General features: G+C 68.7%; 18 protein-coding genes. 8 read left to right on the top strand and 10 right to left on the bottom strand.

Annotated features, from left to right (window positions below; all coding sequences use genetic code 11):
- Positions 1-10: 10 nt before the first annotated feature.
- The 6 genes from mmsB to OHU89_RS16765 all read right to left on the bottom strand — a co-directional run bounded on the left by mmsB (position 11) and on the right by OHU89_RS16765 (position 7,345).
- Entirely contained in the window at positions 11-1,255 is a 1,245-nt protein-coding gene (mmsB, locus tag OHU89_RS16790; protein WP_405643754.1) for a multiple monosaccharide ABC transporter permease, read from the bottom strand.
- Complete coding sequence (gene mmsA, locus OHU89_RS16785) at positions 1,252-2,802, bottom strand: multiple monosaccharide ABC transporter ATP-binding protein (protein WP_405643751.1); 1,551 nt, start codon at positions 2,800-2,802, stop codon at positions 1,252-1,254. Before mmsA ends, mmsB begins: the two co-directional genes overlap by 4 nt.
- A gap of 44 nt (positions 2,803-2,846) precedes the next feature.
- Positions 2,847-3,953, bottom strand: coding sequence for a multiple monosaccharide ABC transporter substrate-binding protein (gene chvE, locus OHU89_RS16780; RefSeq protein WP_405643748.1), 1,107 nt, complete (start codon positions 3,951-3,953; stop codon positions 2,847-2,849).
- Positions 3,954-4,093: 140 nt separating this feature from the next.
- On the bottom strand, positions 4,094-5,062 hold the full coding sequence (locus OHU89_RS16775) for a hypothetical protein (protein WP_405643746.1): 969 nt from the start codon (positions 5,060-5,062) through the stop codon (positions 4,094-4,096).
- A 121-nt stretch (positions 5,063-5,183) separates the two neighbouring features.
- Positions 5,184-6,188, bottom strand: a complete 1,005-nt coding sequence (locus OHU89_RS16770; RefSeq protein WP_405643743.1) for a zinc-binding dehydrogenase — start codon at positions 6,186-6,188, stop codon at positions 5,184-5,186.
- Entirely contained in the window at positions 6,185-7,345 is a 1,161-nt protein-coding gene (locus tag OHU89_RS16765) for a mandelate racemase/muconate lactonizing enzyme family protein (protein ID WP_405643740.1), read from the bottom strand. Before OHU89_RS16765 ends, OHU89_RS16770 begins: the two co-directional genes overlap by 4 nt.
- Before the next feature lie 341 nt (positions 7,346-7,686).
- Between OHU89_RS16765 and OHU89_RS16760 the strand changes: the two genes are divergently transcribed.
- The 5 genes from OHU89_RS16760 to yjfF all read left to right on the top strand — a co-directional run bounded on the left by OHU89_RS16760 (position 7,687) and on the right by yjfF (position 13,730).
- Positions 7,687-8,706: a LacI family DNA-binding transcriptional regulator gene (locus OHU89_RS16760; RefSeq protein WP_266892961.1), complete on the top strand. Its 1,020-nt coding sequence runs from the start codon at positions 7,687-7,689 to the stop codon at positions 8,704-8,706.
- Positions 8,707-8,850: 144 nt separating this feature from the next.
- Entirely contained in the window at positions 8,851-9,855 is a 1,005-nt protein-coding gene (locus OHU89_RS16755; protein WP_266892963.1) for an ABC transporter substrate-binding protein, read from the top strand.
- A 232-nt stretch (positions 9,856-10,087) separates the two neighbouring features.
- A complete protein-coding gene (locus OHU89_RS16750) occupies positions 10,088-11,626 on the top strand; it encodes a sugar ABC transporter ATP-binding protein (protein ID WP_405643736.1) in 1,539 nt (512 codons plus the stop codon).
- Positions 11,623-12,708, top strand: coding sequence for an ABC transporter permease (locus OHU89_RS16745; RefSeq protein ID WP_405643733.1), 1,086 nt, complete (start codon positions 11,623-11,625; stop codon positions 12,706-12,708). The genes OHU89_RS16750 and OHU89_RS16745 overlap by 4 nt, the downstream gene beginning before the upstream one ends.
- Positions 12,708-13,730, top strand: coding sequence for a galactofuranose ABC transporter, permease protein YjfF (gene yjfF, locus OHU89_RS16740; protein WP_266892969.1), 1,023 nt, complete (start codon positions 12,708-12,710; stop codon positions 13,728-13,730). Before OHU89_RS16745 ends, yjfF begins: the two co-directional genes overlap by 1 nt.
- A 233-nt stretch (positions 13,731-13,963) precedes the next feature.
- On the opposite strand, the gene OHU89_RS16735 is transcribed toward yjfF, so the two are convergent.
- Positions 13,964-14,347: a hypothetical protein gene (locus OHU89_RS16735; protein WP_405643730.1), complete on the bottom strand. Its 384-nt coding sequence runs from the start codon at positions 14,345-14,347 to the stop codon at positions 13,964-13,966.
- Positions 14,348-14,428: 81 nt separating this feature from the next.
- On the opposite strand from OHU89_RS16735, the gene OHU89_RS16730 reads away from it, so the two are divergent.
- Positions 14,429-14,800, top strand: coding sequence for a hypothetical protein (locus OHU89_RS16730; RefSeq protein ID WP_405643727.1), 372 nt, complete (start codon positions 14,429-14,431; stop codon positions 14,798-14,800).
- A 257-nt stretch (positions 14,801-15,057) separates the two neighbouring features.
- On the opposite strand, the gene OHU89_RS16725 is transcribed toward OHU89_RS16730, so the two are convergent.
- The gene (locus OHU89_RS16725; RefSeq protein ID WP_266892975.1) at positions 15,058-15,495 is read right to left on the bottom strand and encodes a MarR family winged helix-turn-helix transcriptional regulator; all 438 of its coding nucleotides are present in this window, start codon (positions 15,493-15,495) and stop codon (positions 15,058-15,060) included.
- A gap of 89 nt (positions 15,496-15,584) precedes the next feature.
- Between OHU89_RS16725 and OHU89_RS16720 the strand changes: the two genes are divergently transcribed.
- Positions 15,585-16,583 carry an NADP-dependent oxidoreductase gene (locus OHU89_RS16720; RefSeq protein ID WP_405643724.1) on the top strand — a complete coding sequence of 333 codons (999 nt, stop codon included), beginning with the start codon at positions 15,585-15,587 and terminating at the stop codon, positions 16,581-16,583.
- 95 nt (positions 16,584-16,678) lie between these two features.
- Positions 16,679-17,098 (top strand): organic hydroperoxide resistance protein, encoded by a 420-nt coding sequence (locus OHU89_RS16715; RefSeq protein ID WP_405643722.1) that lies wholly within the window; start codon positions 16,679-16,681, stop codon positions 17,096-17,098.
- A 68-nt stretch (positions 17,099-17,166) separates the two neighbouring features.
- On the opposite strand, the gene OHU89_RS16710 is transcribed toward OHU89_RS16715, so the two are convergent.
- Both OHU89_RS16710 and OHU89_RS16705 read right to left on the bottom strand, forming a co-directional pair.
- Positions 17,167-18,318 carry a serine hydrolase domain-containing protein gene (locus OHU89_RS16710; RefSeq protein WP_405643720.1) on the bottom strand — a complete coding sequence of 384 codons (1,152 nt, stop codon included), beginning with the start codon at positions 18,316-18,318 and terminating at the stop codon, positions 17,167-17,169.
- Positions 18,319-18,344: 26 nt separating this feature from the next.
- A complete protein-coding gene (locus tag OHU89_RS16705) occupies positions 18,345-20,888 on the bottom strand; it encodes a M14 family zinc carboxypeptidase (protein ID WP_405643717.1) in 2,544 nt (847 codons plus the stop codon).
- Positions 20,889-21,087 lie beyond the last annotated feature (199 nt).

Below are 21,087 nucleotides of genomic sequence, written 5' to 3'. Positions count from 1 at the left end.
TCGGTCCGGGTTACGAACCGGACTTGCGCTTGTTCCAGACGTCGAAGCCGACCGCGGCCAGCAGGGCCATGCCCTTGATGACCTGCTGCCAGTCGGAGCCGACGCTGAGGAGGTTCATGCCGTTGTTCAGGACGCCGAGGACGAGACCGCCGATGATCGCACCGAGGACGGTGCCGACACCACCGCTCATGGATGCGCCACCGATGAACGCCGAGGCGATGGCCTCGAGTTCGTAGTTCAGACCCGCCTTCGGGGAGGCCGCGTTCAGTCGCGCGGCGATCGCCAGACCCGCCAGGGCCGCGAGCGCGCCCATGTTCAGGAAGACGAGGAAGACGACCTTCTTGTCCTTCACACCCGACAGCTTCGCCGCCGGCAGGTTGCCGCCGATCGCGTAGATGTGACGGCCGAAGACGGCGTTGCGCATGAGGTAGCCGTAGCCGACGACCAGCCCGCCCAGGATGAGGAGGATGATCGGCGCGCCCTTGTAGCTGGCGAGCAGCATCGTGACGACGAGGACCGCGGAGACGATCGAGACGAGCTTCAGCAGGAAGAGGTTGCGCGGCACCACATCCAGGGCGAACTCCTGCTGGCGCTTGCGGTCCCGGATCTCCTGGAGGACCACGAAGACGATCAGGACCAGGCCGAGCAGCAGCGTGATGTTGTGGTAGTTGGTGTCCGGGCCGGTCGCCGGCAGGAAGCCGTTGCCCATCTTCTCCAGGCCGCTCGGGAACGGGCTGAGGGTCTGGCCCTCCAGCAGGATCTCCGTGAAGCCACGGAAGATCAGCATGCCGGCGAGGGTGACGATGAACGACGGAATGCCGAGATACGCGATGAAGAACCCCTGGATGCCGCCGGCCACCGCGCCGACCACCAGGCTCAGCGCCACCGCGACCGGCCACGACACGTTGTGCTGCACGGTCAGCACGGCCGCGAACGCGCCCACGAACGCCGTCAACGAGCCGACCGACAGGTCGATATGGCCCGAGATGATGACCAGCATCATGCCGATCGCGAGGATCAGGACGTAGGCGTTCTGGAGGACCAGGTTGGAGACGTTGCGCGGCTCCACCAGGACGCCGTCGGTCCAGACGGCGAAGAGGGCGACGATCAGGCCGAGGGCGATCAGCATGCCGTACTGGCGCATGTTGCGGCGCAGGCCGTCCAGCATCAGCTGCAGCAACCCGCTGTCGGAGGACGGTCCTCCGCTCTTGCCGGGCGGGACCACCGCCGGGCTCTTGGTCACGTCGGTGCTCATCGGGTTACCTCTTTGTCCTTGGTCATCTGGCGCATCAACGATTCCTGCGAGGCCTCTTCCCGAGAGAACTCGCCGGTCAGCCGTCCGGCGGCCATCGTGTAGATGCGGTCGCACATACCGAGCAGTTCCGGCAGCTCGGAGGAGATGAAGACGACCGCCTTGCCCTGGGCGGCCAGCTGGTCGATGACGGTGTAGATCTCGAACTTGGCGCCCACGTCGATGCCACGCGTGGGCTCGTCCAGGATCAGCACATCGGGACCCGCGAAGATCCACTTGCTGAGGACGACCTTCTGCTGGTTGCCGCCGGACAGCTTGCCCACCGGCTCGAAGACGGTCGGCGCCTTGATGTTCATGGTCTTGCGGAAGCCCTCGGCGACCTTCCGCTCCTCGTGCTCGTCGACGATCCCCCGCTTGGCCACCTTGCCCAGCGCGCTGAGCGAGATGTTGCGGTTGATGGTGTCGATGAGGTTGAGGCCGTAGTGCTTGCGGTCCTCGGTGACGTACGCGATGCCGTGTCCGACCGCCTCGGAGACGCTCTTGGTACGGATCTCCTTGCCGTCCTTGAGGACCGTGCCGGCCGCGTGCCGGCCGTAGGAGCGGCCGAAGACGCTCATGGCGAGCTCGGTACGTCCCGCACCCATCAGCCCCGCGATGCCGACGATCTCCCCGCGCTTGACGTTGATCGACACGTCGTCGACCACCTTGCGCGACTGGTCGATCGGGTGGTGCACGGTCCAGTCCCGGACCTCGAGCGCCGGAGCCTCTTCCGACTCGCCCTTGTACGCGGTGCGCTCGGGGAAGCGGTGGTCGAGGTCGCGGCCGACCATGCCGGAGATGATCCGGTCCTCGCTGGTCTCCTTGGCCTTCACGTCGAGCGTCTCGATCGTCTGCCCGTCGCGCAGGATGGTCACCGAGTCGGCGACCTTGCGGATCTCGTTGAGCTTGTGGGAGATGATGATCGAGGTGATGCCCTGCTTCTTCAGCTCCAGGATGAGATCCAGGAGTTTGCCGCTGTCCTCGTCGTTGAGAGCCGCGGTCGGCTCGTCGAGGATGAGCAGCTTCACCTTCTTCGAGAGCGCCTTGGCGATCTCCACGAGCTGCTGCTTGCCCACGCCGATATCGGCGACACGGGTCTCCGGGTGGTCGCTCAGACCGACCCGGCGCAGCAGCTCACTGGCGTGCCGCAGGGTCTCGCGCCAGTCGATGAGCCCGCCCTTGGCGTGCTCGTTGCCGAGGAAGATGTTCTCCGCGAGGGAGAGGTAGGGCACCAGCGCGAGTTCCTGGTGGATGATCACGATGCCGCGATCCTCGCTCGCGCGGATGTCCTTGAACGCGCAGCTCTCTCCCTCGAAGAGGATCTCGCCCTCGTACGTGCCGTGCGGATGGACGCCGGAGAGCACCTTCATCAAGGTGGACTTGCCGGCGCCGTTCTCACCGCAGATGGCGTGGACCTCGCCCTGCCGGACGGTCAGTGTGACGTCCGAGAGCGCTTTGACACCGGGAAAGGTCTTGACGATCGAGCGCATTTCCAGGACGGGTCCCGCCATGGTCGTGCCTTCCAATCTCTGTTCTGTCTACAGGCGGTGCAGGACTACTTGAGGTCGCCCTCGGTGTAGTAGCCGCCGTCGACCAGGACCTGCTTGTAGTTGCTCTTGTCGACGCTCACCGGCTTCAGCAGGAAGGCGGGGACGACCTTGGAGCCGTTGTCGTAGGTCTTGGTGTCGTTGGTCTCCGGCTTCTTGCCGTTCAGGACCGCGTCGACCATGCTGCCGGCGACCTTGGCGAGCTCACGGGTGTCCTTGTAGACGGTCTGCGTCTGCTGGCCCGCGATGATCGACTTCACCGAGGCGAGCTCGGCGTCCTGGCCGGTGAGGACCGGGAGCGGCTTGGCCTTGCTGCCGTAGCCGTCGGACTTCAGCGCCGACAGGATGCCGATCGAGATGCCGTCGTACGGCGAGAGCACCGCGTCGACCTTCTTGCTGGAGTACGACTTGGTGAGGATGTCGTCCATGCGCTTCTGCGCCGTGGCGCCGTCCCAGCGCAGCGTGGTGACCTGGGTGAGGCCCGTCTGGCCGGACTGGACGACCAGCTTCTTGCTGTCGATGTACGGCTTCAGGACGCTCATCGCGCCACCGAAGAAGTACTTCGTGTTGTTGTCGTCGTTGGAGCCGGCGAACAGCTCGATGTTGAAGGGGCCCTTGCCCTCCTTCAGACCGAGCTTCTCGACGATGTAGTTGGCCTGGAGCTCGCCGACCTTGGTGTTGTCGAAGGACGCGTAGTAGTCGACGTTGGCCGTGCCGAGGATGAGGCGGTCGTAGGCGATGACCGGGATGTTCGCGTCCTTGGCCTGCTGGAGCACGCCGTTGAGGGACTTGTTGTCGATCGCCGCGACGATGATCGCCTTGACGCCCTTGGTGATCAGGTTCTCGATCTGCGAGACCTGGTTCTCCGGGTCGTCCTCGCCGTAGACCAGGCTGGTCTTGTAGCCCTTGGCCTCCAGGTCCGCCACGACGTTCTTGCCGTCGGCGATCCAGCGCTCGGAGGACTTGGTCGGCATCGAGATGCCGATGGTGCCGCCCTTGGCGCTGCCCGATTCCTCCGCACTGCCTCCTTCGCTGTCCTGGCCGCAGGCGGACAGGGTGAGGGCGAGGACGGCCGAGGTGGCTACGGCGGAGAGTGCGGCTCTGCGGTTCAGCATGATCATCTTCCTTGATGTTCTAGAGGTCACGGGCGATCCGGCGGTGCGGGGGTCTGCCGGTGGTGCGGGTCGACCGAGAGAAGTTGTGTCGGAGTCTGTGTGACTCCGTGGACTTTTGTGAAGGGGCGTTGTCCGGAACGTTATGCAGGCGTTTCGAATCGCTTGAGCGCGCCGGGCAGTCGCGAGCCGAGCGGTGCCATGTCGCCATCCGCTCCATGCCGTGCGAGCAGGTCCAGGGCGAGCCGTCCGCGCCGCACTCTTTCCTTGGCGGTGGACAGCGTGAGCTCGCGCATGTGATGCCCGTACGGGTAGATCCCGGGAGCCTTCGACAGGCCGAACTTCAGATAGAGCGGTGCGCCGCGCCGGATCAGCTCGGCGACCTCGTACATCCGCACATAGCCGCCGAGGTCGTCGGGGGCCTCGATGTACATGTCCATGGGAGCGCCCGACACCCGCCGGATCTCGGTGAGGTGATCCAGTGTCAGGTCGCTGGGAACGTTGATCGAGTCGCCGCCGAGGTTCTCGTAGACGGCGTACGCGGCCGGGTTCACCGGTCCGATCAGCGCCGACACCTTGAGGGTCGTGTCGGCCGGTATGATCCCGGCGACCCGCGCCCGGTGCAGCGCCCACAGCACGCCCTCGTCGGCGACGAGGAGGCACTTCACGCCCAGCTCGGTGGCGCGGACGGCGTCCTCGATGCATCCGGCGACCGCGTCGTGCCCCCGGGCGCGCAGCCCGCCGCCCCTGGAGTCGGTACGGGTCGAGCCGCCGATGTCCCAGGTGCCGCGGGGGCCGGTGAACAGGCAGAGCTCGATATCGCGCTCGGCGGTCGCCTCCACCATCTCGGTGATCTCGGCATCGGTGAGCATCCACACGCCGCTGCCCTGGCTGACCCGGTGCACCGGCACATCGAGTCGCGAGGTCTCCTTCAGGACCACGGCGAGGGCCTCGGGACCCTCCACGGAGGGCACTTCGGTGCGCCAGCGCCCGCCCCCGGGGAAGGAGTGCGGGGAGGCGTCGGCGGGATCGTGCGCGGGCGCGTTCAGGCCGAGCGCGGCGAGCGCCTGCTCACCGGGTCGTCGGGCCGCGCTGGCGGTGGTCTCGGTCACAAGCTGTCCTTCAGGTTCGATATTTCGGACGAGGATCGCGGCTCTGGATGGGGCAGGCCTTGGGTGTACGCCGGTACGAAGTCGTCAGGTACCCCGTACCGGCGTACGGCTCAGAGGTGTGTCACGGCCGGAGGAGGACCTTTCCGACCTTCGGGTCGCCGGACCCCACCAAGTCGATGGCCTGCGCAAACTCATCCAGCGGCAGCTCGTGCGTGACGAGCGGCAGCGGATCGAGCAGCCCGGCCCCGAAGACCCGCACGGTGTGCGCCCAGGCATCCGGCGGCGCCCCGAAAACGGTGTGCACCTCCAGCTGCCGTACGACGAGATCGGTCGGGTCGAGGCCGTCGGCACCCGGCGCCGGGATACCGGTGAGGACGAGCCGGCCACCACGTCTGAGCAGCGAGGCCGCGGTGTTCGCGGCCGACGCCGACCCGGCGGTCTCGATGACGACGTCGAAGTCGTCGGGCAGCTCCTGGTCCCGGGTGCGGAAGTCGGAGGCGCCGAACTTCTTCGACAGCTCCGCACGGTCCGGGCGGGTGCCGACCACCAGCAGCTCCGAGGGCGAGCCCGCCTTGAGGAACTGCACGGCGAACATCCCGAGCGTCCCCGTGCCCACCACGGCGACCCGCTCACCGGGTCGCGCGTTCGCCTTGAGCGCGGCGGCCGCGATGCACGCGGCAGGCTCCAAAAGCGCCGCCGCCGTCAGGTCGGCGTCGTCCGGGAGGGCGTGCAGCAGCCGGGCCGGCAGGGTGAGCGTGGTGGCCATGGCACCGGGCTGGGTGAACCCGGTCTCCTCGTAGCCGGCCGTGCACAGAGTGGTCTCGCCCTCGTGGCAGCGGTCGCAGACCTGGCAGTTGCGAAAGCCCTCGCCCACCACCTTGCGGCCGACCAGCGAGTCCGGAACCCCGGAGCCCACCGCCTCGACCGTGCCCGACCACTCGTGGCCGGGGGTGAGCGGGTAGCGGACGTACCCCTCGGGCCGGTTGCCCTGGTACACCTCGCGGTCGCTGCCGCAGATGCCGACCGCGTGGACGCGGACCAGGGCGTCCCCGGCAGCGGGCTCGCGAGGGGTGTGCTCGACGAGCTCGTGCTCGCCGGGCGCCCCGATGACGACGGCCGTGCTCACTTCTCGGCGCCCTTCGGCTTGCGCTGCTCCCAGCCGTCGGCCCACAGGTCGAAGCGGGCCTGCTGCTGCGGGAACTCGGCGGCGGCGTCGACATCCAGCTCGACACCGAGGCCGGGGGCTTCGGAGAGGTGGAAGTAGCCGTCCACGACCTGCGGGGCGCCCTTGACGACCTTCTTGATGTCCGCGTCGGCGAAATCGTTGAAGTGCTCGAGGATCTTGAAGTTCGGCGCGGTGAAGCCGACCTGGAGCGAGGCGGCGGTCAGGACCGGCCCGCCCACGTTGTGGGGCGCGACCAGCATGTAGTGGGTCTCGGCGGTCGCGGCCAGCTTCCGGGTCTCCCAGATGCCGCCGATGTGGCCGACGTCGGGCTGGATGATGTCCACGGCCTGGCTCTCGAAGAGCTCGCGGAACTCGATGCGGTCGTGGATCCGCTCACCGGTGGCGACCGGCATGTCGACCTTGGCGGCGACCTTCTCCAGCGCCTTCAGGTTCTCCGGCGGCACCGGCTCCTCCAGCCACGCGGGCTTGAAGGGGGCGAGGTCCCGGGCCAGGCGCACGGCGGTGGCGGGGGAGAACCGGCCGTGCATCTCCAGCATCAGCTCGGCCTCGGGGCCGATAGCGTCCCGGACGGCCTCGATGAGGGACACGGCGTACATGCTCTGCTCGTGGTCGAGCTCGAAGTGCCCGGTGCCGAAGGGGTCGATCTTGAGCGCCTTGTACCCGCGCTCCATGACCCTCTGGGCGGCCTTGTGGTAGGCCTCCGGGGTGCGCTCCGTGGTGTACCAGCCGTTGGCGTACGCCTTGACCTTGTCGGTGACCTTGCCGCCGAGCAACTGCCAGACCGGGACGCCCAGGGCCTTGCCCTTGATGTCCCAGCAGGCCATCTCGATCACGGCGATGCCGGACATCACGATCTCGCCGGCCCGCCCGTAGTCGCCGTACTTCATCCGCTTGACGAGGTCCTCGACAGCGAACGGGTCCGACCCGAGAATGTGGTTGGCCTCTGCCTCGTGCAGATAGCCGAGCAGTGCGTCGGTGTGGCCCAGCATGCGGGTCTCGCCGACTCCGGTGAGTCCCTCGTCGGTGTGCACCTGGACGTAGGTCAGGTTGCGCCATGGCGTCCCGACCACGTGCGTGCTGATTCCCGTGATGCGCACGTCAGCTACTCCCTAGTACTTTCCAGCTTGTTCGAAATTTCGGCTCACGTTCGAAATGCTGGCCCGACCGTAAGGACGACGTGGTCGGGGTGTCAATGGGTCGGTTGGTCGAACGGCGTAACGGTTTTGGTGACGTGCACAACCGTCCGACATCTCAACTCTCCCAGCCAGGCGCGTTATTCAACCGTGACACCTTCCCTGCTGCAGCCCTCTTGACCGCCATGAATTGTTAGCGCTCACAATGACCTCCGCATTCACCGATCGATGCCTGCCGGCATCCGAGGAGGTACGAGCATCGTGTCGGTGGTGCTTCCATCAGTGATCGCCAGGGGGGTGTGACCGTGAACCACTTGCAGCTCCGGCCGCCCACCATGGCCGACGTGGCACGCCTCGCCGGCGTGTCCCACCAGACCGTGTCCCGGGTGCTGGGGGACCACCCCAACGTCCGGGACGAGACACGGGCCAAGGTGCTGCGTGCGATCGAGGAGATGGGCTACCGCCGCAACTCCTCCGCCCGGGCCCTGGTCACCCGGCGCACCCGGACCCTGGGTGTGGTCGCCTCCAACACCACGCTCTACGGACCGGCCAGCACCCTGTTCGCGCTGGAGGACGCGGCGCGCGCCGCCGGGTACACCGTCTCGACGGTCAGTCTGCGCAGGCTGGCGGTGGAGACGCTCTCCGAGGCCCTGGACCATCTCAGCGAGGGCGGGGTGGAGGGGGTCATCGCCCTCGCTCCACAGCGCTCCGCGGTCGAGGCCCTCGCCGAACTCCGCCATCCCTTCCCGGTGGTGGCCGTGGGGACCGGGTCCGGCGCGGAGATCCCCAGCGTCAACGTGGACCAGCAACTGGGCGCACGCCTGGCCACCGGCCATCTGCTGGCCGCGGGCCACCGAACGGTCTGGCACCTCGCCGGGCCCGAGGACTGGCAGGAGGCGGCCGACCGGGAGACCGGCTGGCGGGCGACCCTCGAAGCGGCGGGCATCGAGCCGCCGACGCCGCTGAGGGGGGACTGGAGTCCGCTTTCGGGCTACCGTGCGGGCCAGGAACTGGCCGGCTGGGTGGGCCGTGGACTCACCGCCGTCTTCGTCGCCAACGACCAGATGGCGCTGGGGGTGTTGCGGGCGCTGCGTGAAGCGGGCGTGCGCACTCCCCAGGACGTCGCGGTGGTCGGCTTCGACGACATCCCGGAATCGGAGTTCTTCGCTCCACCGCTCACCACCGTCCGGCAGGACTTCGCGACGGTGGGCAAGCACAGCATCGCCCTGCTGCTGGATCTCATCGAGGGGCGGGCCCCCTCCGGGGCGCCCGGAGTCGCCATCGAACCCCATCTCGTCGTCCGGGCCAGCACCGCTCCCGACTGACACGGCACCACGGAACCAAACGGTCGCAATTCGTACACCAGTGTGACCGATATTTCGAATAATGATCGACAGGCTGGACGCAGTGAGTCGGTCCCCGCGAGTAACAGCGGTCCTCCCCGGACCGGCTCTTCAAAGGAGAAGAACATGCTCAACAGAAGGAACTTCCTCACCGCGGCCATCGGCGTTGCGGCGGCGGGCACCCTGGCCGCCTGCGCCAAGGAGGACGACAGCCCCAGCGACTCCGCCGGTGGCGGCAGCAAGACGATCACCCTCGGCTTCTCCCAGGTCGGCTCCGAGAGCGGCTGGCGCACGGCCAACAGCGACTCGGTGAAGTCCGCGGCCAAGGAGGCGGGCTACAAGCTGCAGTTCTCCGACGCCCAGCAGAAGCAGGAGAACCAGATCTCCGCCATCCGCAGCTACATCTCGCAGAAGGTCGACGTCATCGCCTTCTCCCCGGTGGTCGTCACCGGCTGGGACGCGGTGCTCAAGGAGGCCAAGGCCGCGAAGATCCCGGTGGTCCTCACCGACCGCTCGGTCGAGACCTCCGACGAGTCCCTGTACGTCACCCTGGTCGGCTCCGACTTCACCGACGAGGGCCGCCGCGCCGCCAAGATCCTCGAGAAGGTCATCGCGAAGGCCGGCCTCAAGGGCGACGTGAAGATCGCCCAGCTCGAGGGCACCACCGGTGCCGCCCCCGCCATCGAGCGCGCCAAGGGCTTCAAGGAGGTCATGGACGCCGACCACGCCGACGACTGGAAGATCGTCGTCAGCCAGACCGGTGACTTCACCCGCGCCGGCGGCAAGCAGGTCATGGCGGCCTTCCTGCAGTCCAACCCGGACATCAACGTCCTCTACGCCCACAACGACGACATGGGCATCGGCGCCATCCAGGCCATCGAGGCGGCCGGCAAGAAGCCCGGCAAGGACATCCTCATCGTCACGGTCGACGGCGTGAAGGACGGCTTCGTCGCGATGTCCGAGGGCAAGATCAACGCCATCGTCGAGTGCAACCCGCTGCTCGGCCCCCAGCTGATGGAGGTCGTCAAGACGGTCCACGACGGCGGCTCGGTCGAGCGCTGGATCAAGACCAAGGAGAGCGACTTCATGCAGGACCAGGCCAAGGCCGCGCTCCCCGACCGCAAGTACTGACCGACCGGCGGCACTGGGGGCGCCGACCGACTGGCGGTGCCGACCGACTGGCGGTGCCGACCGACTGGCGGTACTGACCGGCCGCGGTGCCGACCGATCGCTGTATCGAACGACCGCGGTGATGACCGACCGCACCACCGGCAGGGAGCCTCCCGTCGGCCGAGCTCGACTCGGCTCACGGAGGCTCCCCGCGGGCCTGAACCGATTGCACGAGTTCAAGAGGAGCGCTGCCATGGCAGAGCCGCAGCCCGTCCTGGAGATGACGGGCATAGTCAAGGAGTTTCCGGGGGTAAGGGCTCTGTCGGGCGTCGACTTCCGGCTCTTCCCCGGCGAGATCCACGCCCTGATGGGCGAGAACGGGGCCGGGAAGTCCACCCTGATCAAGGTGCTGACGGGGGTCTACTCCCTGGACGGCGGCACCATCACCCTCGACGGCAAGACCGTGCGGATCGGCAGCCCGCTGCAGGCGCAGCACGCCGGGATCAGCACGGTCTACCAGGAGGTCAACCTCTGCCCCAACCTGTCGGTGGCGGAGAACATCTTCATCGGCCGTGAACCCACCCGCGCCGGCCGCATCCAGTGGAAGCGCATGCGCAAGGAGGCCGCGGAGCTCGTCGACCGGCTCGGCCTCGACATCGACGTCACCGCACCCCTGTCCTCGTACCCCCTCGCGGTGCAGCAACTGGTCGCGATCGTACGGTCGGTGGGCACCGGCGACAGCGACGGCTCGGGCTCCGGCACCAAGGTGCTGGTCCTGGACGAACCGACCTCCAGCCTCGACCGCGACGAGGTCCTCGAACTGTTCCGTCTGATGCGGCAGTTGCGGGACGAGGGCGTCGCGATCCTCTTCGTCTCGCACTTCCTCGACCAGATCTACGAGATCTGCGACCGCATGACCGTACTGCGCAACGGCACTCTGGTCGGCGAGCACCTGGTGCGCGAGCTCGACCAGGTCGGGCTGATCGAGCTGATGATCGGCAAGGCCCTGGACCAGTTGGAGGAGCTCCACGACCACCAACTCCACGCGGACGTGGGCGAGTCGCTGCTGAAGGCGGAAGGCCTCGGCAGGAACGGCGGTATCGCCCCCTTCGACCTGGACATCAAGAAGGGCGAGGTCGTGGGCCTCGCGGGCCTGCTGGGCTCCGGCCGCACCGAACTGGCCCGGCTGCTCTTCGGCGCCGACCAGCCCGACAGCGGCAAGGTCACCATCGCCGGCAAGCAGGTGGCGATGAGCGCCCCGAACGACGCCATCGGCGCCGGGGTCGCGTTCTGCTCGGAGAACCGCAAGGCCGAGGGCCTGGTCCCCGACCTGACGGTCCGCGAGAACATCATCCTCGCCCTCCAGGCGTCCCGCGGCTGGACCCGCCCCATCCCCACCGCCCAGCGCGACGAACTGGTCGCCAAGTACATCAAGGCGCTGGACATCCGCCCCGCCAACCCGGAAGCCCGGGTGGGCCAGTTGAGCGGCGGCAACCAGCAGAAGGTGCTCCTCGCCCGCTGGTTGATCACCCAGCCGAAGCTGCTGATCCTCGACGAGCCGACGCGCGGCATCGACATCGGCGCCAAGACGGAGATCCAGAAGCTGGTGGTCTCCCTCTCCGAGGACGGCATGTCCGTGCTCTACATCGCGGCCGAGCTGGAGGAGGTCCTCCGCCTCAGCCACACCATCGGCGTCCTGCGCGACCGCAAGCTGGTCGCGCAGCTCACCAACGGACCCGAGATCACCACCAGCAAGATCCTCGAGACCATCGCGAGCGGAGAACAGCAGTGACCACCACCTCCCGCTGGCGAGCACTGACGCGCCACAACCTCTTCTGGCCGATCGTGGTCCTGGTGGCCCTGCTGCTCGTCAACGTCCCCTTCACACCCGACTTCTTCGCCATCCGCATGACGGACGGCCACCTCTACGGCAGCCTCGTCTCGATCGTGCTGTTCGGCTCGCCCCTCATCCTGGTGGCGGTCGGCATGACCCTGGTCATCGCGACCGGCGGCATCGACCTCTCGGTGGGCGCGGTCGTCGCCATCACGGGCGCGCTGACGTGCTCGTACATCAGCGACCGATCCGACCAGGACGCCCTGGCCGGAGTGCTGTTGGCGATGGGCCTGGGCCTGATAGCGGCGGTCGTCTGCGGCCTCTGGAACGGCTTCCTGGTCGCCCGCATGGGCATCCAGCCGATCATCGCGACGCTGATCATCATGGTCGCCGGCCGAGGCGTGGCCCAGCTGATCACCGACGGCCAGATCATCACCATCAACAGCGAGCCGTACAAGCTGATCGGCGGCGGCTACTGGCTGACCCTGCCCTTCTCCATCTTCGTCGTGGCCGCGGTGGTGGCCATCACGGTGGCGCTGACCCGCCGCACGGCCCTCGGCCTGCTCGTCGAGTCCGTCGGAGGCAACGCCGAGGCCAGCCGCCTGGTCGGCATCCGCTCCCGCCGCATCAAGATCATGGTGTACGTCTTCTGCGCCCTGTGCGCGGGCATCGCGGGCCTGATGATCAGCTCCAACACCTCGGCCGCGGACGGCAACAACGCCGGCCTGTGGATCGAACTCGACGCGATCCTCGCCGTGGTGATCGGCGGCACCTCGCTGCTGGGCGGCCGGTTCTCGATCGGCGGCACGGTGGTCGGAGCCCTGGTCATCCAGACCCTGACCACCACGATCTACACGATCGGCGTCCCGACCCAGACCAACCTGGTCTTCAAGGCCGCCGTCGTCATCGTCGTCTGCCTCCTGCAGTCCCCGAAGTTCCGCGCCAAGGTCTTCGGCGCCCGCGCGAAGGCCGCGGCCCCTGCGGCGCCCGCCGCGGTCGCCGAGCCCGCCGACTCCGCTCCCAAGATGGAGGTGTCGTGATGAGTACGACCACCAAGACCCCCACGACGCCGCAGACCCGTACGCCGTCCAAGGCCGCGCGCCTGCTCGGTGACCGGCGGCTGCCCGTCCTGGTCACGGCGGCGTTGTTCCTCGCGATGTACATCGGCGGACTGAGCCGCTATGTGAACTACGGCTTCGGTGACTCGCAGGTGTTCCTCAACCTGTTCATCGACAACAGCTATCTGCTGGTCGCCGCCGTCGGAGCCACCTTCGTCATCATGTCCGGCGGCATCGACCTGTCCGTGGGCTCGGTCATCGGCTTCACGACGATGCTCACGGCGTGGCTGGTGCAGGACGTGGGCCTGCCGCTGCTGGTCGTCATCCCCATATCCCTGGGCGTGGGAGCGTTCGGCGGCTTCCTCATGGGCTATGTGATCCACAACTTCGAGATCCAGCCGTTCATCGTGACGCTGGCAGGCCTCTTCCTCTTCCGGGGCCTGTGCCTGGTCATCAGCAAGGAGTCGATCGCCATCACCGACTCGGCCGTGAGCAGTCTGGCCGAGACGCGGGTGTCGCTGGGCGTGGGGGACCTGTCGATCGGTGCCATCGTGGCCCTGCTCGTCCTCGCCGGGGCGTTCTACCTCCTCCACTACACCCGCTTCGGACGCCGGATCTACGCCATCGGCGGCAACGAGCAGTCGGCCCTGCTGATGGGCCTGCCGCTGGGCGGCACGAAGATCGCGGTCTACACGATGAGCGGCTTCTGCTCGGCCCTCGCCGGCCTGCTCTTCATGCTCTACATCCAGTCCGGCGACCCGCTGCACGCCGTGGGCATGGAGCTCGACGCCATCGCCGCGGTGGTCATCGGCGGCACGCTGCTGACGGGTGGTTCGGGTTATGTAGTGGGCACGCTGTTCGGCGTTCTCGTCCTGGGTCTGATCAAGAGCATCATCCAGTTCGAGGGCACGCTCAGCTCCTGGTGGACGAAGATCGCCACCGGTGTGCTGCTGTGTGCGTTCATCCTGATCCAGCGCGTCATGACGACCCGTAAGGAAACGTGAGCGGAGGGGGAACCGGTCCGCTGCGGCGCGATGTCGCTTTCGATGCGATGAGGTGGGTTGAGGGCAGAACATCCTCAACTCGCCGCACCGGAACGGCCGGTTCCCCACACAACCTTCACAGCTGCCTCTAGGAACGCCGCCGCTCAGGAACTTAATCTTCCCGCGTCATGGACTACTGCCTCCCGTGCCGAAGGCACCTCAACGGAGCCCTCGCCTGCCCGGGCTGCGGCACCTCAGCTCAACAACTCCACGCGGACGCGGCCCAGCCGTATGCCGCCGCCCAGCAGCAGCCGGGGGCGGACGGTGGCGCCTACGAGGCGTACGGGGCTGCCGGAGGGTACGCGGACGCGGCGTACGGCGACGGGGCCGAGGGCGGCGGTGCCGCGGAGAGCGGCGACCGGACCGACGAGCGGGCCGAGGCGGCTGAGACCGTGGGTGTGCCCGCGGGTGGTGGTCGGGCGGCGCGAAGACGTGCGCGGGGCCGGGGCCGGGGTGGCAGGGCTGCCGAAGTCGATGAGGAGCCCGAGGGCTACGACGACTCCGACGAGTTCGAGGACGACGACGAGGACGGTGCCGACGGTGGTACGAGTCGCCGTGATCGCAAAGCGGCGGCGCATCGGCGCCGGCGTCGGCGGACCCTGCTGATCGCAGCGGGCTTCATACTTGCCGCCGGTGGTCTGAGCCTGGCGGAGCTCGGCATGGACGCTCCCGGTTCGTCGTCGACGCCTGCCGCGGCGGGGGGCGAATCGGCGGAGGGTGCGGCCGGGGCGGAGGCGAGCAAGACGTCCGAGTCGCTGACCGACGAGAACGGAACCGTCCCTTCGGCCTCCGAATCACCGGACGCCTCGACGTCCCCGTCACCCTCGGCATCGGAGTCCAAGGACGACAAGGACCCCGACAAGGACGCCCAGTCCGCGACGGCCTCCGCCCCGAACCTCACCACATCCGCCCCCGCGGCAACGACCCCGCCGTCCTCCGCGACGCCCACGTCGAACCCGACAACATCGGACCCGACACCAGCCCCGTCCCCGACCCAGACGTGCGAACGCTTCCTGTGGTGGTGCACCTAGGCGGTCGGAGGCTGTGCCGTCGGTCGGTCGCCCGACGCTGCGGGCAGACACCCCTCGGGGGGCACAGAAGACGGCTCAACGGGCATGCCGGTCCAGGTCTTTCAGCCCGTCCGGCGTTTGAGGACGAGGCCCTTCGGGACCGATGGGGGTCCAGGGGGCGGAGCCCCCTGGGGCGGGGTCGAAGGGGCGGCAGCCCCTGGGGATGGGAACGGGTAGGGGCGGCGGGGGCGAGAAAAGCCCGGCGTGCACCCCCCGCCTCAAGCCCCCAGCATCCGCCGCAGCAGATCCCGGAAAACCGTCCGCTCCGCATCGGACAACCCCGCCAACGGCTCCCGGGCGAACCGCAGCGACTCCCGAAGGCTGCGAGCCACCGCCCGCCCTTCCTCCGTCACCGCCGCCAGCTTGACCCGCCGATCCGCAGGATCCGGCCGCCGCTCCACCAGCCCCCGCGACTCCAGCCGATCCACGATCCCGGTGACATTGGACGGCTCGCACCGCAACTTGTGCGCCAGCTTCCGCATCGGCAACGGCTCCAGCGACAGCAGACTCACCAGCCGAGCCTGCGCCCCGGTCAGCGCGTGCTCCGCCGCCGCATCCTCGAAATCCGCGTAGAAACGGGCCACGACGTCCCCGATCAGCTCGACGACCTCAAGGGTCAGCGCATCGGGGCGAGCGGTCTTCTGTGGTGTGGCCATGGCTCAAGCGTACCCCCATTACTTGACAACATGAAATATTCAGGAGCATGGTTGTTTCAGGTACTGAAGTAAATCTGAAAGGTTCCGTCATGATCAACCGCGAGTGGCACCTCCTCTCCCGCCCCGTCGGCTGGCCCAAGCCCGAGGACTTCGCCCTGGTCGAGGCGGAGATCCGGCAGCCCGCCGAGGGACAGGTCCTCGTGCGGAACAAGTACCTGTCCGTCGACCCGTACATGCGCGGCCGCATGAGCGCCGCGAAGTCCTACGTCGCCCCCTTCGAGCTCGGCAAGGCGATGCAGGGCGGCGCGGTCGGCGAGGTCGTCGCCTCCGAGGCGGAGGGCATAGCCGTCGGCGACCACGTCCTGCACTTCGGCGGCTGGCGCGAGTACGCCACGTTCGACGCCGCGCAGGCCGTGAAGGTCGACCCGGAGGCCGCGCCCCTGTCGACGTACCTCGGCGTCCTCGGCATGACCGGCCTCACCGCCTACGCCGGCCTCCTGCGTACCGCCGTCTTCAAGGAGGGCGACAGCGTCTTCGTGTCCGGCGCGGCCGGTGCCGTCGGCAGCCAGGTCGGTCAGATCGCCAAGCTCAAGGGCGCCTCGCGCGTCATCGGCTCGGCCGGCTCCGACGAGAAGGTCAAGCTCCTCGTCGAGGAGTACGGCTTCGACGCCGCCTTCAACTACAAGAACGGCTCGGTCGGCGAGCAGCTGCGCGCCGCCGCCCCCGACGGCGTCGACGTCTACTTCGACAACGTCGGCGGTGACCACCTGGAGGCCGCCATCGGCTCCCTCAACGAGGGCGGGCGCATCGCCGTCTGCGGCATGATCTCCGTCTACAACAGCACCGAGCCCGTCCCCGGCCCGAAGAACCTCGCCCGCCTCATCGCGACCCGCGGCCGCATCGAGGGCTTCCTGGTCAGCGACCACTACGACCTCCAGTCCCAGTTCGTCCAGGAGGTCGGCCCCTGGGTCGCCTCGGGCGCGCTGAAGTACCGCGAGACCGTCGTCGAGGGCATCGAGAACAACCTGGAGGCCTTCCTCGGCGTCCTGCGCGGCGACAACACCGGGAAGATGATCGTCAAGGTCTGACATCTTCTGTCGGTTTCCGGCATGCGGTAACTTCTTTCCGAAACCCGTCGTCGATCGTGGGCGCGAGCGCGGCGGACCTAGGAGGAAGACACCGCATGACCATCCAGCAGACCGACGTCCTCTACACCGCCGTCGCCACCGCCGAGAACGGTCGCGACGGCCGGGTGGCCACCGAGGACGGCAGGCTCGACGTCGTCGTGAACCCGCCCAAGGAGATGGGCGGCAGCGGCGAGGGCACCAACCCGGAGCAGCTGTTCGCCGCCGGTTACAGCGCCTGCTTCCAGGGCGCCCTCGGCGTCGTCGCCCGCCTGGAGAAGGCCGACATCTCCGGCTCGACGGTCACCGCGAAGGTCGGCATCGGCAAGAACGACGACGGCTTCGGGATCATCGTCGAGATCTCGGCCCGGATCCCGAACGTCGACGCCGAGACCGCCAGGGACCTCCTCGACAAGGCCCACCAGGTCTGCCCGTACTCGAAGGCGACCCGCGGCAACATCAGCGTGACGCTGGTCTGATTCGTTCGTTGCGTACGACGGAGGCCGCACCCCTGGACGTGGGGTGCGGCCTTCGAGGTTGCCGTCGATCAGCTCGCCAGCGCCGCGCGGTGTACCGCCTTCACCAGCCGGTCGTTCTCCGGTGCCGCCCCGCCCGGGAAGGCGAGCCGGCGCCGGGTGTAGCCGTAGGCGAGGCCGCTCCACGGGTCGGCGAAGGCCTGGGAGCCGCCCGCGCCGCTGTGTCCGAAGGTGCCGGCGCCCAGGAACGGGTGGCGGCTGTCGGCGATCGCCTGGAAGCCCAGGCCGAAGGAGCGGTGCTGGCGGACCACCAGGTCGTAGCCGGTGGAGTGGATCTGGCCGACCTCGGCGATCGTGTCCGGCTTGAGGAGTGGTGGCCGGTCGCCCATCTCGCTGATCGCCGCCGCGTACATTCCGGCGAGCCCGCGCGCGGCCGCCACCCCGCCCGCCGATGCCGGGCCCTTGGCGCGCACGGTACGGGAGTTGATGTACTCCAGCAGGTCGCCCGGGTCCGGCACGTGTGCGTTGAACGCGATCGACGCCAGGGTGTGCGGGCCGGTGGGGGTGGCATCGATCTCGGCCTGCTGGACGGGGGTCGGGATCATCGGCTGCGCGGAGCGGTACCGCGGTTCCAGGGCCGCGGGCAGGCCCAGATGGAAGTCCAGGCCGTACGGGGCCCGGATCCGCTCCTCCCACAGCTCCTGGATCGAACGGCCCGTCGCCCGGCGTACGACCTCGCCGGTGAGGGCGCCGATCACCAGGGCGTGGTAGCCGAAGGCCGTGCCCGGGCGCCAGAACGGCCGCTGGTCGGCGAGGCGTTCGGCGATCGCCCGGTCGTCGGCCAGCTCGTCCCGGGTGAACCCGACGTCGAGACCGACCAGCCCGGCCCGGTGCGTGATCAGCTCGCGCAGGGTCAGCGCGCCCTTGCCCTCGGCCGCGAACTCCGGCCAGTAGTACGTCACCTTGCGGTCCAGTTCGAGCGTGCCGTCCTGGACGAGGAGAGCGGCCACGAGATGCGCGGCACCCTTCGTCGACGAGAACACGGCGTGGAGGGAGTCGGCGTCGTTGCCGTCGCCCGTCCACAGGTCCACGACCCTGCGGCCGTGGACGTACGCGCACAACTGGCCCTCGTAGTCGGGGCGTTCACCGGCCACGAACGCGGCGAACTCCTCGCGCACCGCCTCGAAGCCGTCGGCGACGGTGCCGTGTATCTCCTGTGTCATCCGCTCTCCTTGACTGATCTACACCGCTAGCCGGCGCTGGCCATGCGGAACAACGCCCCTGCGACCTGCGGGAATTCCCCCTTCGGATGATCCCGGAAGAGGGGCTCGGTGCCGAAGAGGACCGACTGCGGACCGCTGACGACCGAGGGCTGTCCGGCTGCGGCCAAGGGTCCGCCGCTGCCGTCCGCCGACGGGCGCCAGTGCCCGGAGACGAGGGGGTTTCCGGTCGCGTACGACTGCTCCACGCGGACCTGTGGGCCGAGGTCGGTGAACCAGACGGGCGCGTACACGAAACCGTGCCCGGGAGCGCCGGCGGTCACCGGCCCCGAGTTCACCACCCGCACCACACCGTTGGCGTCCCCGTTGCCCTCGACCGGCTTCGCGGCCAGCAGGCCGGTGGCGGTGGCGAGTTCGGCTCCGGTGACGCCGCGCCCGACGAGACCGTGACCGGCGTCGAGGAAGGCGTCCAGGGCCGTGCGGGCGGACGTGGTGAGATCGCCGTACTCCAGCCCTGTGGACACGAACAGGACGTCCGCCGACGACCAGTCGAAGCCCGCGTTGGCGACGGCCGTCGAGACCGGGGTGACCTCGAAGTTCATCTCGCGCAGCGCGAAGAGCTCGCCGGGGGTCACGGCGGCGGCGACCCGGGTGCGGTGCAGTGCCCGGGTGCCGGTGAGGGTCGTCGCGTCGAAGGCCACGTCGTACGTCCGGGCCAGTTCGGCCGCCTTCTGCCGCGCCGACGCCGGGACGATCGCGCTGCCGCCGTCGGCTGTCCGCCGTACCGGAACACCTTGCTGGAGAAGGGAGTTGACGGCGGAGATCGCCTGCGGGTCGTCCAGGCGCAGCCGCAGGGCGCCGCGCGGGGCGATGTGGCCGACGGCCGTGGCCTCGCTGATCGACCGCAGCGGCAGGCCCTTGAGGGCCCCGGTCGTCACCGGCACCACCGTGGCGCCCCACAGCCGGCCCAGGCTCCAGCCCGAGATGTCGTACATCACCGAGACCTTGTCGCTGATGTCCCGTCCGTCGGCGAGCAGCACATTGGCCAGGCCCCGCTTGGGCTGGTGCATGTCGACGACGTACGAGCCCTTGGCGTACGTCTTTCCGCCGAGCCGGAAGGCGTGGCTCGCGCGGGTGACGTGGACGTCGTTGGCGAGGAGGTGGTCGACGAGCCGGGCGGTGGCGGTGGCCTTCGTGCCGCCGGGCAGGACGTAGGCGCGCGGGAAGGTGGTCGTGTAGACGTCCTCGGGGCCGATGCCGGGGACTCCGGGGACCGTCTCGGAGGAGACGGGGATCTGCGCGGCGCCCGTGGCCCCGCGGCGGAAGACCTCGATCTGGTCGTTCACCAGCGCGGTGCGGTGGGCCCGGACGAAGTCGAGCGTGGCGCGGATGGCGGCACCGGCGACGTCCACGTTGACGGCCGAACGGCGCCGCAGCTCCTCCACCGGCAGGTTGTCGTAGGCCGCGTTGTTCACCTGCAACGGGATCTCGACGGTGTGCGCGGCGACCGTGCCGTGGAAGGCCGCGTACTGCGGGGTGAAGATCGGCGGCCAGTCGTCCCAGCCCTCCTCCTGGTCCCGGAAGGGGATCTGCGCGGGCTGCACCCCGTCCTTCGCGGGCGTGTAGCCGAGGCCGTTGACGGCGGCCTCCATGCCGAGGGCGTTGGCGTAGGTGTTCTTCAGGAAGAGGTCGTACTCGTAGTTCTCGCCGTGCGGGGGAGTGGTGGGCTCGATGAGGGTGCCGTTGACGTAGCCGTGCAGGTCGAGCATGACGGCGGGCTGCTTGTCGATCTCGATCTGCCGCATCGCCCGCACCTCGGGCTGCGAGGCGGTGACGAAGTCCCGGTTCATGTCGAAGCCGTTGGCGTTGGCGCGGGTGCCGGCGATACGGCCGTCCGGGTTGGCCGTGATGTTGAAGTAGAGCCGGGAGTGGGCGAGAAGGTCCCGGGTCCTGGCGTCCGTGGCGGTGGCGAGCTGCTCGATGAGCTTCAGGGAGGCGTCGGTGCCCTCCCACTCGTTGCCGTGGATGTTGTTGTTGAAGAAGACGGGAGCCTTGTAACCGGCCTTGATCTCGGGCGACTTGGCGGCCTGCGCGGGGGAGTTCTCGATGAGCTCGCGTATCCGCTCCTGGGCGCGGGCCTGGCGGACCGTCTCGGGCGCGGTGACGGTCACGAGGTAGAGCCGGTGTCCGCCGGCCGACCGTCCGGCGACCTCGACGCTGACGCGGTCGCCGAGGGCCTGGACGGCGTTCAGCTTCGGGGCGATCGCGTGGTACGGGGTGAGGCCGAGCCTGATGGACTTGTCGGCGGGGTTCTCCGGGTCGGGGGAGAGGATCTGCTCGCGGGGGTAGCCGCGGATCGCGCCACCGGTCGCCTGTTCGTCGGCGAGGGCCCTTTTGGCGGCGCTCGCGGGGGCCTGTGCGGCCCGCTGGTCGAGTGGGGCCTCGTCCCGGGTGACGGGCGGCGCGGGTTCCGCGCCGGCCGTATGCGGGGTGAGCAGCAGTGAGCCTGCCGTGGTGAGGGCGAGGGCGGCGATCAGTACGGGTCTCGCGGGTGCGGTTCTGGTGGTGCGCACGCGTCGTACCTCCTCCGGGAGCTTCCTGAGATCGGTACGGCGACATGTACCTGTTCGACTCAACCGGAACAAGAGGGAGTTCGTGTCACGGATGCCCCGGATGGCGCATCGCGAGGGGTCCGGACGGGGCATGCTGAGCTCGGGACACCCGGCGACGGACCCGGTGATGGACCCGGCGACGGCGGCTTGTCAGGCGACG

Origin of the sequence: Streptomyces sp. NBC_00019 (genome assembly GCF_045041015.1) — a bacterium.
Classification (GTDB): domain Bacteria; phylum Actinomycetota; class Actinomycetes; order Streptomycetales; family Streptomycetaceae; genus Streptomyces.
Note: the sequence above shows the minus strand (reverse complement) of the source record. Positions and strands in the feature narration are given on the sequence as shown.

Bases quoted from the DNA above. Each gene is read 5' to 3' on its own strand.
- mmsB (WP_405643754.1), bottom strand. From the start codon at position 1,255: ATGAGCACCGACGTGACCAAGAGCCCGGCGGTGGTCCCGCCCGGCAAG.
- mmsA (WP_405643751.1), bottom strand. From the start codon at position 2,802: ATGGCGGGACCCGTCCTGGAAATGCGCTCGATCGTCAAGACCTTTCCC.
- chvE (WP_405643748.1), bottom strand. From the start codon at position 3,953: ATGCTGAACCGCAGAGCCGCACTCTCCGCCGTAGCCACCTCGGCCGTC.
- OHU89_RS16755 (WP_266892963.1), top strand. From the start codon at position 8,851: ATGCTCAACAGAAGGAACTTCCTCACCGCGGCCATCGGCGTTGCGGCG.
- OHU89_RS16750 (WP_405643736.1), top strand. From the start codon at position 10,088: ATGGCAGAGCCGCAGCCCGTCCTGGAGATGACGGGCATAGTCAAGGAG.
- yjfF (WP_266892969.1), top strand. From the start codon at position 12,708: ATGAGTACGACCACCAAGACCCCCACGACGCCGCAGACCCGTACGCCG.
- OHU89_RS16735 (WP_405643730.1), bottom strand. From the start codon at position 14,347: ATGCGCCGCCGCTTTGCGATCACGGCGACTCGTACCACCGTCGGCACC.
- OHU89_RS16730 (WP_405643727.1), top strand. From the start codon at position 14,429: ATGGACGCTCCCGGTTCGTCGTCGACGCCTGCCGCGGCGGGGGGCGAA.
- OHU89_RS16725 (WP_266892975.1), bottom strand. From the start codon at position 15,495: ATGGCCACACCACAGAAGACCGCTCGCCCCGATGCGCTGACCCTTGAG.
- OHU89_RS16720 (WP_405643724.1), top strand. From the start codon at position 15,585: ATGATCAACCGCGAGTGGCACCTCCTCTCCCGCCCCGTCGGCTGGCCC.
- OHU89_RS16715 (WP_405643722.1), top strand. From the start codon at position 16,679: ATGACCATCCAGCAGACCGACGTCCTCTACACCGCCGTCGCCACCGCC.
- OHU89_RS16710 (WP_405643720.1), bottom strand. From the start codon at position 18,318: ATGACACAGGAGATACACGGCACCGTCGCCGACGGCTTCGAGGCGGTG.